At 62.6% G+C, this 13,667-nt stretch carries 15 protein-coding genes; 11 read left to right on the plus strand and 4 right to left on the minus strand.

The window, feature by feature from the left end; translation table 11 throughout:
* Positions 1-7: 7 nt before the first annotated feature.
* Complete coding sequence (gene rarD / locus ACQ66M_RS07745) at positions 8-922, plus strand: EamA family transporter RarD (protein ID WP_430402972.1); 915 nt, start codon at positions 8-10, stop codon at positions 920-922.
* 103 nt (positions 923-1,025) lie between these two features.
* Here the strand turns inward: rarD and ACQ66M_RS07750 are convergent, their stop codons facing one another.
* On the minus strand, positions 1,026-1,646 hold the full coding sequence (locus tag ACQ66M_RS07750) for a LysE family translocator (RefSeq protein ID WP_350173343.1): 621 nt from the start codon (positions 1,644-1,646) through the stop codon (positions 1,026-1,028).
* 1 nt (position 1,647) lies between these two features.
* Positions 1,648-2,772, minus strand: coding sequence for a serine hydrolase domain-containing protein (locus ACQ66M_RS07755; RefSeq protein ID WP_430402975.1), 1,125 nt, complete (start codon positions 2,770-2,772; stop codon positions 1,648-1,650).
* 83 nt (positions 2,773-2,855) lie between these two features.
* Here ACQ66M_RS07755 and ACQ66M_RS07760 point away from each other — a divergent pair, with 83 nt between their 5' ends.
* From ACQ66M_RS07760 to ftsY, 8 genes are all read left to right on the plus strand, one after another.
* Positions 2,856-3,743: an HpcH/HpaI aldolase/citrate lyase family protein gene (locus ACQ66M_RS07760; protein ID WP_350173347.1), complete on the plus strand. Its 888-nt coding sequence runs from the start codon at positions 2,856-2,858 to the stop codon at positions 3,741-3,743.
* A gap of 2 nt (positions 3,744-3,745) precedes the next feature.
* Positions 3,746-4,093 carry an ArsC/Spx/MgsR family protein gene (locus ACQ66M_RS07765; RefSeq protein ID WP_350173349.1) on the plus strand — a complete coding sequence of 116 codons (348 nt, stop codon included), beginning with the start codon at positions 3,746-3,748 and terminating at the stop codon, positions 4,091-4,093.
* A gap of 102 nt (positions 4,094-4,195) precedes the next feature.
* Positions 4,196-4,459: a hypothetical protein gene (locus ACQ66M_RS07770; RefSeq protein ID WP_430402977.1), complete on the plus strand. Its 264-nt coding sequence runs from the start codon at positions 4,196-4,198 to the stop codon at positions 4,457-4,459.
* A gap of 45 nt (positions 4,460-4,504) precedes the next feature.
* Positions 4,505-5,554 (plus strand): MaoC family dehydratase, encoded by a 1,050-nt coding sequence (locus ACQ66M_RS07775; RefSeq protein ID WP_430402979.1) that lies wholly within the window; start codon positions 4,505-4,507, stop codon positions 5,552-5,554.
* Positions 5,555-5,600: 46 nt separating this feature from the next.
* Positions 5,601-6,017, plus strand: coding sequence for a hypothetical protein (locus ACQ66M_RS07780; protein WP_350173355.1), 417 nt, complete (start codon positions 5,601-5,603; stop codon positions 6,015-6,017).
* 51 nt (positions 6,018-6,068) lie between these two features.
* Positions 6,069-6,878, plus strand: coding sequence for a diaminopimelate epimerase (gene dapF, locus ACQ66M_RS07785; protein WP_350173357.1), 810 nt, complete (start codon positions 6,069-6,071; stop codon positions 6,876-6,878).
* Positions 6,879-6,944: 66 nt separating this feature from the next.
* Positions 6,945-8,219: a tRNA (N(6)-L-threonylcarbamoyladenosine(37)-C(2))-methylthiotransferase MtaB gene (gene mtaB, locus ACQ66M_RS07790; RefSeq protein WP_430402981.1), complete on the plus strand. Its 1,275-nt coding sequence runs from the start codon at positions 6,945-6,947 to the stop codon at positions 8,217-8,219.
* Complete coding sequence (gene ftsY / locus ACQ66M_RS07795) at positions 8,216-9,604, plus strand: signal recognition particle-docking protein FtsY (RefSeq protein ID WP_430402983.1); 1,389 nt, start codon at positions 8,216-8,218, stop codon at positions 9,602-9,604. Before mtaB ends, ftsY begins: the two co-directional genes overlap by 4 nt.
* A 5-nt stretch (positions 9,605-9,609) precedes the next feature.
* On the opposite strand, the gene ACQ66M_RS07800 is transcribed toward ftsY, so the two are convergent.
* Positions 9,610-11,349, minus strand: a complete 1,740-nt coding sequence (locus ACQ66M_RS07800; RefSeq protein ID WP_430402985.1) for an N-acyl-D-amino-acid deacylase family protein — start codon at positions 11,347-11,349, stop codon at positions 9,610-9,612.
* A 113-nt stretch (positions 11,350-11,462) separates the two neighbouring features.
* On the opposite strand from ACQ66M_RS07800, the gene ACQ66M_RS07805 reads away from it, so the two are divergent.
* Positions 11,463-12,323 (plus strand): EamA family transporter, encoded by an 861-nt coding sequence (locus tag ACQ66M_RS07805; RefSeq protein ID WP_430402987.1) that lies wholly within the window; start codon positions 11,463-11,465, stop codon positions 12,321-12,323.
* A gap of 80 nt (positions 12,324-12,403) precedes the next feature.
* A complete protein-coding gene (locus tag ACQ66M_RS07810; protein ID WP_430402989.1) occupies positions 12,404-13,045 on the plus strand; it encodes an inner membrane-spanning protein YciB in 642 nt (213 codons plus the stop codon).
* Here the strand turns inward: ACQ66M_RS07810 and ACQ66M_RS07815 are convergent.
* On the minus strand, positions 13,042-13,593 hold the full coding sequence (locus ACQ66M_RS07815) for an NUDIX hydrolase (RefSeq protein WP_430402991.1): 552 nt from the start codon (positions 13,591-13,593) through the stop codon (positions 13,042-13,044). The two genes, ACQ66M_RS07810 and ACQ66M_RS07815, sit on opposite strands and share 4 nt — an antisense overlap.
* Positions 13,594-13,667: the final 74 nt, after the last annotated feature.

The raw sequence follows: 13,667 nt of genomic DNA on the forward strand, positions 1-13,667 counted from the left end.
GCACGCCATGAGCACATCATCCCCCCTGCGCCTCGGATTTCCTGCTGCCCTCGGCGCCTATTTCATCTGGGGGTCGCTGCCGCTCTATATCCGCGCGATGGATCATATCGGCGCGGTCGAGTTCCTCGCGCACCGGATCATCTGGTCCGTGCCGACGGCGATCCTCCTGATCGCGCTGGCAGCGAACTGGCGCGATATCCGGTCAGCCTTCCAGTGGCGGAACCTCAAATGGCTTGCGCTCTCGGGCCTGCTGATCGGCGTCAACTGGCTGATCTACATCTGGGCAGTGAACCAGGGCCGCACGATGGAAGCCTCGCTCGGCTATTACATCAACCCGCTGGTCAACGTGCTGCTCGGCATGCTGATTTTTTCCGAACGCCTGCGGCCGGCGCAATGGGGCGCCGTTGTGGTGGCCGCGATCGGAGTTGGCGTGATGGCAATCGCCTTCGGCCACATCCCGTGGGTGGCTCTGGGCCTCTGCTTCACATTCGCCTTCTACTCGGTCATCCGCAAGAAGGTCGCGATTGACAGCCGTGCCGGATTCCTGGTCGAGGTTGTCGTGCTGACGCCTTTGGCGCTGGCCTGGTTCAGCTGGTTCCTGCAGCAGCCGGAGGGCCGCGTCATGGGCACGGGCGGCTGGGATGTGCTCCTGCTGATGGCGGCTGGACCGATCACGGCCACGCCCCTGATCCTGTTCGGGCTGGCGGCCAAGCGCCTCAAGCTCTCAACTGTCGGCATGATGCAGTATATCGGCCCCACGCTGCAATTCCTGATCGCGACCCTGATTTTCCGTGAAACCTTTGGCTGGACGCATGCCATTGCTTTCGGCTGTATCTGGGCTGCGCTCGCAATCTACACGACCGACAGCCTGCTCGGCGAAGCCAGGGCGCGGCGCCTGGCGCGCACGGCGCGGCCCGCCTGAAACAAAAAAGCCCCGCCGGCCAGGGGGCGCGACAGGGCAGGAATTGCATAGATGGGGACCAACGGGTCCGCGCCCCATCCTGCAATAGATGTGCCAGAATACGCTAATGCGTCCGGCCCGTTGAAATACCGATCCATATGGCAATTCCCACCAATGCAATGGCAAATCCAAGCCTGGCGGGCAGCGATGTGCGCCAATTTTCAAGGACTGCGCCGAGGCGGGCACCAAGCAGAACAATGCCGACATGTACCAGAATGGCCAGGGCGAGATGGATGAGGCCAAGGAGGAGGATCTGAATCCAGATTGCGCCTTGCGCTGGATCCGCAAACTGGCCGACAACCAGCAGATAGAAGACCAGCGCCTTCGGGTTCAGGAGATTGGCCACCAGTCCCCGATAGAAACCGGCGCGCCCGTCGCCGCGCACTGCCGATGCCGACCCGGCATCGGAATAGGCTTCCCAGGCGAGATAAAGCATGAAGGCAACCCCCGCCCAGCGCAGGGACTCGTACACGATCGGGGAAGCGGCGAGCAGCGTTGACAGACCCGTGGCCGCAGCGACCAGCTGAACGAGCAGGCCCAGCGTCACGCCGGCAACCGCCATCAGGCCGGCGCGCCGCCCGGACCTGGCAGACAGGGCGGCCAGCCAGCCCATGTTGGGACCGGGGGTCAGCTCAACCACAGCCATGGCGATCAGGAATGCAGGCCAGTCGACTTGGCCCAGCATGTCAGAGGCAGCCGTAAACAGCATTGACCAGCCGAACGGCGCGGGGATCGCCAACGAGAACATTCGATTGCCTGTTCATCACATAGGCGCAGGTCAGGCGCCGGTCCCTGTCTGCAATCGCCATCGAGCCGCCCCATCCGCAATGACCGACGGTTTCGGCATTCGGCCCGAACAGGCCATGGGAATTGCGCATGATGCCGGCCCCGAAACTGGTCGACATGTTCAGGACGAGGTCGGGCCCATCCACACGGGCGCGGGTCAGTGCATCAAATGCCTGCTCAGGCATCAGGGGCATGCCTGCCAAAGTGCCGCCATTGGCATAGGCATCATACAGTGCAGCGATGCTGGCAGCGGTGCCATGGCCGTTTGCAGATGGGATTTCAATCTCGCGCCAGATTGCGCCGCCCCGGTTCGGGGACGACCATTTGGTGCCAAAGGCCGCGCGTTTCGGCTCGGTCATGTCACCCAGCTCCGGCAGGGCGGACGGCCGACGAATGTCGGCGCAGCGTGCGTGCTCGCCGGCTGGCAGCCCGATATAAAAGTCGATTCCCTTCGGCTCACAGACCTTATCGCGCAACCACGTGCCCAGCGTCATGCCGCTGATGCGGCGCGCGAGTTCTCCGACCAGATAGCCCCAAGTCAGCGGATGGTAGCCATGGGCGCTTGCGGGCGGCCAGAGGGGGGCGAGCGCGGCGATGGCGGCGGCGCAGGCGGGTGGATCAAGCCAGAGGTCTGGATCAATTTCGTCCATGAAGCCCGGCAGGCCAGCCTGATGGCTGGCCAGTTCGCCAATCGTCACGGCGTCTTTGCCATTGGCGGCAAATTCGGGCCAGATCTCTGCGACCCGCGTTTCGTAACCTGCTTGCAGGTCTGCAACGAGGGCGGCGAGCACGAGCGCGGAAATACCTTTCGTGGTCGAATAGACAGGCACCAGCGTGCGGGCGTCCCATTCCCGCGTCTTCTGCCTGTCGGCCCAGCCGCCCAGCAGATCCACAATAACCTCTCCGTCCAGCATGACGGCGAATCCCGCGCCCAGCTCACCATCATCACGGAAATTGGCGGCGAACGCATCGCGGACGGGCTCGAACCCCGCTGAAGTGTGTCCGGTCACCGGTAAGTCTGGCATGGCGGTCCCTTGGTCATCTTGATTTCTTTGAACAATGAGGCCACCCCTTCCCCAATCACAAGTCAACCGTCAAGGACCGCCCCATGTCAGCCAACGCCCATCGCCCACGCCGCTCCTGCCTCTACATGCCGGGCGCGAATACACGGGCGCTTGAAAAAGCGAAGACGCTGGGTGCGGACACATTGATTTTTGATCTCGAAGATGCGGTGGCGCCAGACGCCAAGACCGAGGCGCGCGCGGCCATTCAGGCGGCGGTCGAGGGCGGCGGTTACGATCCCCGAGAGATCGTCGTGCGAATCAATGGCCTCGACACTGAATGGGGCGCTGATGATCTGAAAATGGCGGCAAAAGCCGGCGCAGACGCCATTCTGGTGCCAAAAGTTGTCTCCGGCGCCGATATTGACCGGATCGACACAGCGTTAACCGCGGCCGGTGCGTCGCCCGACATGGGACTCTGGGTGATGATCGAAATGCCGCTCGCCATCCTGAATATCCAGGAGATCGCCGAAGCGGCCCACCGCACCCGCCTCATCACCTTCGTCATGGGAACGAATGACCTGGCCAAGGAATACCGGGCCCGTCCGACGCCCGACAGGCTGGCCTTCCAGACCGCGCTGGGCCTCAGCATCGCTGCGGCGCGCGCCTATGGCCTGGTGGCCATTGACGGCGTGTTCAACGATATCAAGGACGAACACGGCCTGATGGATGAATGCGAGCAGGGCCGCACGCTCGGTTTTGACGGCAAGACGCTGATCCACCCGTCACAACTTGAAACGGCCAATCGCATCTTCGCGCCCAGTGCGCATGAGGTTGAACAGGCCAAGGCCGTAATCGACGCCTTCGCTGACCCTGACAATGCCGGCAAGGGCGTGTTGAAAGTGAACGGGAAGATGACCGAACTGCTCCATCTCGAAGAGGCGCATCGCACCGTGGCAATGGATGAGGCCATCAAGGCCTTCGAGGCGGCCTGATCATGACTTATATCCTGCTCCACCATTCCGGCTGCAGCACGTCCCGCAAGGGCCTGGCGCTGCTTGAGGCCAATGGAATCAAACCTGTCGTGCGCAAATACATGAATGCGTCAGAGCAGCTGAGCCTCGCGGAACTCAAGGATATCGCCAAAAAGCTGGGCAATGTCAGTCCGCGTGCCTTTCTGCGGGAGAAGAATGCGGCCGAGGCTGGCCTGCCGGCATCTGCAGGCGATGACGCCGTGTTTGCGGCGATGGCCGAAAATCCGAAAATCATCCAGCGCCCGATTGGCATCAAGGGAGAGAATGCTGCGCTTGGGCGTCCGGTCGAACGCCTTCTGGATATTACCTGACCGCGCGAACTGACTGCTGAATTCCTCACTATTGGCCGGATTCGATGAAATTTGATCGATTCCGGCGACGGAAAATCAGCCTTGCTGCGCCAGTATGCGCGCATGACAGCTTTACTGATCACCCTCGCTGGCCTTCTGATCGCCTTTGCGGGCTTCTGCATGTTTGGGCTGCCCTACATGCTGATGGGCCCGCGCATGTTCGACCAGTTCGTCGAGCGCCGCGAACAGCAGGTCATGGCCGCCGGTCTCGTGACTGCGGCGATTTCGCTCGTTCTCGCACCTTTTGTCTCTCCCGGCTTGATTTCGGATGCCAGCCAAGCGCAGGTGTTCGCCGAAACCCTGACCGGCTTCATCGGACGCGGCTGACCCGCCTGGCCTGTCTGCTGAAGCCTCAATAAGACGAGGTGGCAGATGGCAAGCGCACAGAAATCAAATCCCGGAAACTATTTCGAGGACTTCCATGTCGGCATGGACATCGTCCACGCGACGCCGCAAACGCTGACCGAAGGGGATATCGCCCTCTACCGCGCGATGGCCGGCAACCGGTTTGCGCAGTATTCCTCGGCTGAATTTGCGAAGGCGGCCGGCCTGCCGGGCCTCGCGATTGACCCCCTTCACGCGTTCCATGTCGTCTTCGGCAAGTCCGTTCCGGACATCTCGCTGAACGCGGTGGCCAATCTCGGATACGCGGATGGCCGTTTCTTCCTGCCGGTCATGCCGGGCGACACGCTGAACACTGTTTCGAAGGTGATTGGCATCAAGGAGAACTCAAACGGCAAAACCGGCGTTGTCTGGGTCCGGACAACGGGCACAAACCAGCGCGCCGAGCCGGTCATGTCCTTCGTGCGCTGGGTCATGGTGAACAAGTACGAGATGGACAATCCGGCCCCGGAAGCGGTGGTGCCAGACCTGCCGGCCGCCGTGCCTGCATCCGAATTGTCAGGTTTTCCCGACATGAAGACATGGGATATGGCGCTTTCGGGCAGTCCCTACACCTATGACGACTATGCTGTGGGCGAGAAGATCAACCATGTCGACGGGATGACGGTTGAAGAGGCCGAACACCAGATCGCCACCCGCCTCTACCAGAACACGGCCAAGGTACACTTTGATGCGCACGGCCAGAAGGACAGCCGCTTCGGCAAGCGTCTCATCTATGGCGGCGTGGTGATATCGATCGCCCGCTCACTGGCCTTCAATGGCCTTGCCAATGCGGGGCAGATACTCGCAATCAATGCTGGCAGTCATGTCAGCCCGCTGTTTGCGGGTGACACGATCTATGCGTGGAGCGAAGTGCTGGACAAGGCGACGCTATCGGACACGTGCGGCGCGCTGCGCCTGCGCCTTGTTGCGGTAAAGGACCAGGACCCGGGCGCGTTCGCCTACAAGGGCGATGACGGCAAATATGCTGGCGGTGTCCTTCTGGACTTCGACTACTGGGCGGCGATTCCGCGACGCTGATCGATCAGCGCTTCCGTCCGGCATGGTCGTGCCTATATAACGGGGCATGAGCGGATACGGCCCTTTTGACGGATTTACCATTGCGGCTATGGCGCTGGCCGTGATCCTGTCCGCGCTGGTCAGCCTGATCGGGACATCGGCCCGCAAGCGCACGATTTCGCTCGGGGAGGCCCGCGCCGAGGATCTCGCCGAAATGACGGGCATTCTGGACCCGAAACACCTGCTCGCGGAATTCGGCCCGCCCGACATGGGCCGCGTCTGGCGGACCGTGACCCTGTTTGACGTTCGCCGCGCCCGCCAGCCGCAGGGTTGGCTCATGTCAAGTGATCTGGTCGATTATGGCTGCGCCGCGACCGCCATACTCGCCCTTTTCGTTTCCCACCCGCTCATGCATGGCGCACTGCTGTTCGCCCTCTGCGTGCAGGTCGGCGGATGGGTCGTGGCCACGCGCCTGCCGAAATAGCCATCGAAACTCGCGCTTTGACGCCACCAGAAAACGGAATACACACGCCAAATGAAAGTCTGGAAGATGAATGGTGCCGGCAATGCGTTTGCCGTGTTTGATGCCCGCTCGACGCCCTTCGCGCCGACGGTGGAGCAGGTGCGCCAGATCGCAGCCGATCTGCAGGCTGACCAGGTCATCGCGCTCGAACGCGACGCGACAAAAGACGTATTCATGCGCATCTGGAATGCCGATGGCAGCGAAGTGGCCGCTTGCGGGAACGGTGCGCGCGCCGTGGCGCATCTCATCCTTGAGGAAACCGGCAAGCCAATGGTCACGATCCAGACCGAAGCCGACATGCTGAAAGGCTTTAAGGCGCTGGGGGGACTTGTGACGGTCGACATGGGCTCGCCGCTGATGGGCTGGGAAGACATTCCGCTGGCCGAGAAGATGGATGTGCGCGGCGTCGACGTGAAGATCGGCCCGATGGACAAGCCCTACCTGTCCCGTCCGGCCGTTGTGTCCATGGGCAATCCGCACGCCGTGTTCTTCGTCAAGAATGTCGACGATTTCGACATCCCTGCGCTCGGTCCACTGGTCGAGTGGCACCCGCTGTTTCCGGAAGGCACGAATGTTGGGTTTGCGCAGGTCATCGACCGGGAACATATCCGGCTGCGCGTCTGGGAACGCGGGGCTGGCCTGACCAAGGCCTGCGGCACCGGCGCCTGCGCTGCCCTTGTCTGTGCGGCCCGTGCCGGGCTGACGGAACGCACGGCCAAGCTGATTCTGGATGGCGGCGAATTGCTGATCGACTGGCGCGACAGTGATGACCATGTCTACATGACAGGCCCTGTCGAAATGGAATTCGAGACGGTGATCTGAAGCTGACTGGCGCTTGCGGCTTGATTCTCAGCCCGGACGGCGCGATGTGGCCTCTGGAAACCCGCCATGACTGACACGACCAAGCCTTCCAGCCCGACACTGATCACGCTCGGATGCCGCCTGAACACCTATGAATCGGAGGTGATGCGCAATCATGCCACCGAAGCAGGTCTGGGTGACGCGGTCATTATCAATACATGCGCCGTGACATCGGAAGCGGTGCGCTCTGCCCGGCAGGCGATCCGCCGCGCAGCGAAGGACCATCCCGGCGCGCCCATCCTGGTGACCGGATGCGCCGCCCAGGTCGATCCGGCCATGTTCGCGGCGATGCCCGAAGTCACCCGCGTCATCGGCAATCATGAGAAGATGCAGGCCGGGACCTGGAAACCGGACAGTTTGCTGACCGGCCACGAGAAAGTGCGCGTCAATGACATCATGGCCGTGCGCGAAACCGCAGTACACCTGATCGACGGTCTTGACGGCCGGGCGCGCGCCTATGTCCAGGTTCAGAATGGCTGTGACCATCGCTGCACGTTCTGCATCATCCCATATGGGCGCGGCAATTCCCGCTCTGTCCCGGCCGGTGAAGTCGTGGCGCAGGTGCGCCATCTTGTTGAGACCGGGCATCATGAAGTCGTGCTCACGGGCGTTGACCTTACCAGCTGGGGGGCCGACCTGCCTGGCACGCCCCAGCTCGGCAATCTGGTTCAGCGAATCCTGAAACTGGTGCCGGGGCTCGCGCAGCTGCGCATCTCGTCGATTGATGCCATCGAGATCGATGATGCCCTTGTCGAGGCCCTCTCCGACCCCCGCCTTGCCCCTTACATGCACCTTTCATTGCAGCATGGGGATGACCTGATCCTCAAGCGCATGAAGCGCCGACATTCCCGCGCCGATGCCATCGCCCTGACGCATCGCCTGCGCGATGCGCGCCCGGATATCGCCTTTGGCGCAGACCTGATCGCTGGTTTCCCAACCGAAACCGAGGCGCATTTCGATAATTCACTGCGGCTGGTTGAGGAGTGCAGCATCGCCTTCCTGCATGCCTTCCCTTACAGCCCGCGGCCCGGCACGCCGGCGGCGCGTATGCCCCAGCTCGACAAGGCGGTCATCAAGGCCCGCGCTGCGCGCCTTCGCGCCGCCGGCGAAGCAGCCCTTGCTGCGCATCTCGCGCGCCATGTCGGCACGACAGCCGATGCGCTGGTCGAGCGCGGCGCATCCGCGCGCCTGGCTGACTTCACGCCTGTGCAGCTGGAAGGCAATCTCCCGCCTGCTGGACGTGTGGCGCGTACCCATATAACCGGGCACAACAAGACGCATCTGGTTGGGACGCTCGCATGATCCTGTGGTTCGGGAAAAAGAAGAAGCAGGACGAGGCCAGGGCCGCTGGCGCGGCGATGGTCGCGCCGGAACTGTCGGCTGACGAGATTGCGGCCCGCGAGGCTGAAACCGCCACTAAACAGTCAGAAAAGGCCGAAATTGAGCGCGTCGTCGCCGAAGCCAACAAGGAGTGGGAAGAACGTCAGGTCCGCGAAGCGGCTGAAGCCGAGGCGGAAGCCCGACGCCTCGACGATGAAGCCCGCCGGGCTGAAACAGCCCGGGCCGAAGCGCTCTCCCGCGCCGATGAAGCCGAGGCCCGGCGGCTGGAAGCCGAGGCCGAGGCGGCCCGCCTGGCCCGCGAAGAACGCGAAGCGGCGCGCGCCAAGGCGGCTGGCGAACTGAAACTGCTTGAAGACCGGCGCGAGGCCGCCCGGCTGCGTGAAGAACGCGAGGCAGCGGCCCGTGCGGCGCTCGAGGCAGAGGCAAATGATCCCGGCTTTGTGGCCAGGCTCGGGTCGGGCCTTGCGCGCTCATCCTCCCGGCTGGGAACAGGCCTGGCAGCGTTCAACAAGCGCAGGCTGGATGACGAAACGCTCGAAGATCTCGAAGACCTGCTGATCACGTCAGACCTTGGCGCAGCGGTTGCCCAGCGGGTGACCAGGAACCTGTCGAAGGAGCGCTTCGACAGGGAAATCACTGAAAACGAGATCAAACTGGCTCTTGCGGCCGAAATTGAGTCTGTTCTGGCGCCGCGTGAGCAGATCGTCGATTTTTCTGACGGCCCGCGTCCGCGCGTTGTGCTGTTTGTCGGGGTCAATGGGTCCGGAAAGACGACGACGATCGGCAAGATCGCCTCGAAACTGAAGGATCAGGGCGCGAAGGCGCTGCTCGTGGCGGGCGACACGTTCCGCGCGGCCGCCATTGAGCAGCTGACCGTCTGGGGTGACCGGGCGGGCATTCCCGTCATGTCAAAGCCGACGGGCGCAGATGCCGCCGGCCTTGTCTACGAGGCCATTGAACGGGCGAAACGCGAAGATCTCGATCTCGTGCTCGTCGATACGGCCGGTCGCCTCCAGAACCGGGCCGAACTGATGGCAGAACTGGAAAAGGTCGTGCGCGTTGCGCGCAAGCTGGACCCCGACGCGCCGCACGATGTCATCCTCGTGCTGGATGCCACGGTGGGTCAGAATGCGCTCAGCCAGGTCGAGGCGTTCCGGCATACGGCCGGGGTGACGGGCCTCGTGATGACCAAGCTGGACGGCACGGCCAAGGGCGGCGTGCTGGTGGCCATCGCCGAGGCGCATGACCTGCCGATCCACTTCATCGGTGTCGGTGAAGGCGCAGATGACTTGCGCCCTTTCAGCGCCCACGCCTTCTCGCAGGCGCTGGTCGGGGCCATTGACTAGCGGCCCTATTCAGCGGCCATGGCCCGCATGGGTGCCGCTTGGGCCCCGCGCAGCAGGCGGCCCGGTTTCGCGCCCGTCGGCGTGCCATCGCGGAACGTGACCTGCCCCGCCAGGATGGTGGCCGTGTAGCCGCTGGCCCGCTGCATCAGGCGGCGCCCGCCTGCAGGCAGGTCGTACTGCACCTGCGGCAGGTGAAGTTTCAGGTTCGTCAGGTCGATCACGTTGAGATCGGCGCGATAACCCGGCGCAATCAGGCCGCGATCGTTCAGGCCCATCCAGCGCGCTGTCTTCTGCGTCTGGCGGTGGATCAGGTATTCGAGCGGCAGTCTGGGCCCGCGCGTGCGGTCGCGACCCCAATGAGTGAGCATGGTCGTCGTGAAGCTGCCATCGCAGATCATGCCGACATGGGCCCCGCCATCGGAGAGGCCAGGCAGGGAGACGGGGCTTTCCATCATGGCGCGGATCGGTTCGAGGCTGCCCTGCGAATAGTTGAGGAAAGGCAGGTAGAGCATGCCGCGCCCGTCATTTTCCAGCATCAGGTCGAGGGCAGCCGCTTCATTGCTGACACCGCGCCGGGCCGCGATGGCTTCGATTGTGCGCTCAGGGCCGGGCTCATAGTCGACCGGGTCTGACAACTGGAACATCTTGCCGAAACTGCGCAGCATCACTTTCAGGAACGGATTGTCGGTGACCGGTTCATCAGCCAGGAGGCGCGCGCGGAAGGCGGGCTGATTCAGTCGGCTCACCTTTTCGGCGAAGGGCAGGTCGGAAATTTCCCTGAATACAGGATGCGCACTGAATATGTTGAGTGTAAGTTCCAGACCCAGCAATACGCCGACCGGACGCGGTGCAACCTGCGCCGCCATTGGCAGACCATCATCGGCAGCCTGTTCAATCGCGCCGAGCAGCATGCGCCAGCTGTCCGGCGCGACATCGGCCTGGGCCAGCGAGACTGACAGCGGCCGCCCCGAAGCCTCGACGATGCGCCGCAACATTGCAGCTTCCTTTTGCGGGTCATTGAAATCCGACACGAATTGCAGGACGCCGCGGCCAGCCTCTGCCAGGCCCATGGCGATGCCGGTGAGTTCGGCTTCACTTGCGGTCAGCGTCGGCGTCGGCTGTCCGTCAGAGGTGCGATGGTTCAGCGTGCGGGATGTCGAAAAGCCGATCGCGCCCGCCATGACAGCTTCCCTGGCGAGGCGCGCCATTTCGGCAATTTCAGCCGCCGTAGCCTCTTCCCGATTGGCGCCCCGGTCGCCCATGACGAAGACGCGCAGCGCGGCATGTGGAAGCTGGGCGGCCATATCGACATCGAACTCACGCTCCCCGAGGAAATCGAGATAGTCAGGGAAACTCTCCCACGCCCAGGGCAGGCCTTCGGCCAGAACCGGGAACGGGATGTCTTCTACGCCTTCCATCAGGCGGATAAGCCGGTCATGGTCCTGCGTCCGGCACGGCGCGAAGCCGACACCGCAATTGCCCATGACCACGCTCGTGATGCCGTGAAGGGAAGACGGGCTGATCTCGCTGCCCCAGGTGGCCTGGCCGTCATAATGGGTATGGATATCGACAAAGCCGGGCGTGACGATCTGCCCGCGCGCGTCGATTTCTTCCCGGCCCTTGCCACTGACCTTGCCAAGATGTGAAATCGTGCCGCCATCGACGGCGACATCCATTTCGCGCGGCTCGGCGCCGCTGCCGTCAAAGACGAGTCCGCCGCGCAGGACGATATCATGTGTGGCCATGGCGAGAGTCTCCCTGTCTTTTGTGACAGCATGAGGCACAAGGCCCATGAGTCAAACCCTGACGCGGCGTCGGGCTTCCCCGCTGCAACAATCCCGCGCATACACCGCCCGCCATGACCAGCGCGCTGTTTCCCGTCGCGATCTGCCTGATGTCCGCCATCTCGCTGGCGGCAACGAATGTGCTCGTCAAACGCGGCGGCGATATCCTCACCGCGCGCATGGTCCTGTCCATCGTGATGGCGCTGAGCGTGTTGCCGCTCGCGTTTTTCGTGCCGCTGCCGCCGCGTGAGACCCTGCCCCTGCTTGCGCTATCGATGGCGGTCCACTGGTTCTATCAGTTCAGCGCCATACGGGCCCTGCATCGCGGTGACCTGTCACTGGTCTTTCCGGTCATGCGCGGGCTTGGCCCGCTCGCGACGGCGATGATTGCCGGCATCGCGTTGCAGGAGGCGTTGACGGTCTGGCAGATTGCCGGCCTCGTCACCGCCAGCGCCGCAATCATCGTCTTTGCCATGCCCACCGGCGCGACTGTCCACGCGCGGCGTCTCGACCGGTCCGCACTGTTCTGGTCCGTGATGACCGCGCTGGGCGTCGGCCTTTACGCAGTTGCCGACGCGCGGGCCGTGCGGGTAATGCCCAACGTCCTGACCTTTGTCGTCTGGCTGTTCCTGATCGACTGGATTGGCGTGACGCTGGTCGCCCTCTGGCAGCGGCGCGGGGGACTCATCAGGGCGATCCGCCCGCAGATCCGCGGCGGCATCATCGCGGGCCTGCTCGGATCATTGTCATATGGCCTGGCCATTTTCGCCTATACGCTGACCGATGCGGCGATCGTGACGGCCCTGCGAGAGACATCAGTGGTTTTTGCGGCCGGGTTTGGCGCAATCCTTCTGCGGGAAGGTTTTGGCAGGCGCCGTACTTTGGCCGCCGCCGTGCTGGCCTGCGGTCTCATACTGATGCAGGCCGGGGCCTGACGCGGCTCTGGTGGGACGGGGTTCTTTGTGCAAGACAGGGCCCGAACATCCGGAGGCGGCCCGGCCGCGTATGATATTGCATGACCGAACAATCAGACCAGACCACAGACCAGGCCACAGCGCCGAACAAACCGGGTAATATCTGGGCGGAGCTTGGTCCCACACTCATATTCGTCGTTGTCTATAATGTGCTCCTGCGCTTTCCCGAAGGCGACGGACTGTTCACCAAGGATACCGCGCTCTACTGGGCAACCGGCGCGCTGATCGTGATGACGCTGGGCGTGATCATACAGAAGCTGGTCAGGGGCGAGCGAATACCCCCTTTCCTGATCCTGTCCTCCGTACTCATCGGAACCTTCGGCACGATCGGCATCGTGCTCCAGTCAAAGACCTTCCTCTTCATCAAACCGACAATCATCAATCTCCTGTTTGCCGGTGTCATCTTCGGCGGTCTCGCCGTCGGACGGAATATCTGGAAGATGTTCTTCGAAAGTGCATTCCAGCTGCCGGATTTTGCATGGCGGACACTGGCAATCCGCTGGGGGCTCTATTTCGTCGCGATGGCGATCTGGAACCTGGTGCTCTGGCAATTCTTCTCCGAAGGAACCTGGGCCAACTGGCGCCTGGGCAATGTCGGGCTTGGTTTTGTGTTTGCCCTTGCGAATGTACCTTACACGTTGAAACACATGATCGATCCGGACAAAACCGAACCGCAGGCCTAGCGCGTCAGGCTTTCCGTGCCCGGTGGATTGGTAAACGGCGGAAAACCATGAAGGTGACGCGTGCCGGAATAATGTGTCAGCGCCCAGACAACGGTCGGGAAGGCCAGTTCTGACCAGGGAATATCCTTCCACGCAAACAGGCCAACCTCGAGGCTTTCCGGGCCTGCCGCAATATCCGAGGCGAGACTGGCCCGGAACATGACCTGAACCTGGCTGATGCGCGGTACAGAGTAAACAGCCAGCAATTGAGAGATGCGGATGTCAGCGCAGGCCTCCTCCTGTGCCTCCCGCCGGGCGGCGTCCTCAACTGTTTCATTTTCTTCCATGAAGCCTGCCGGCAGCGTCCAGAATCCCTTTCTCGGCTCGATGGCCCGGCGGCAGAGCAGGATTTTATCGTCGCGTGTGACAACAGATCCGGCCACAATCCTGGGATTCACATAGTCAATAAAGTTGCAATTATTGCAGATTCGCCTCGTGCGATCGTCACCTTCTGGTATATCCAGCCTGAAATCAGGTGAAATGGAACCATTTGCTAAGTCATCCGTCATCAAATCTTCAACCTATCTCTCATATGGAGAAAACTGTTGATCCGCACACGGGCCACCTGTTTAAAGCAACCCTC

It is taken from the genome of Hyphomonas sp., from assembly GCF_965284475.1.
In the GTDB taxonomy this organism is placed as follows: domain Bacteria; phylum Pseudomonadota; class Alphaproteobacteria; order Caulobacterales; family Hyphomonadaceae; genus Hyphomonas.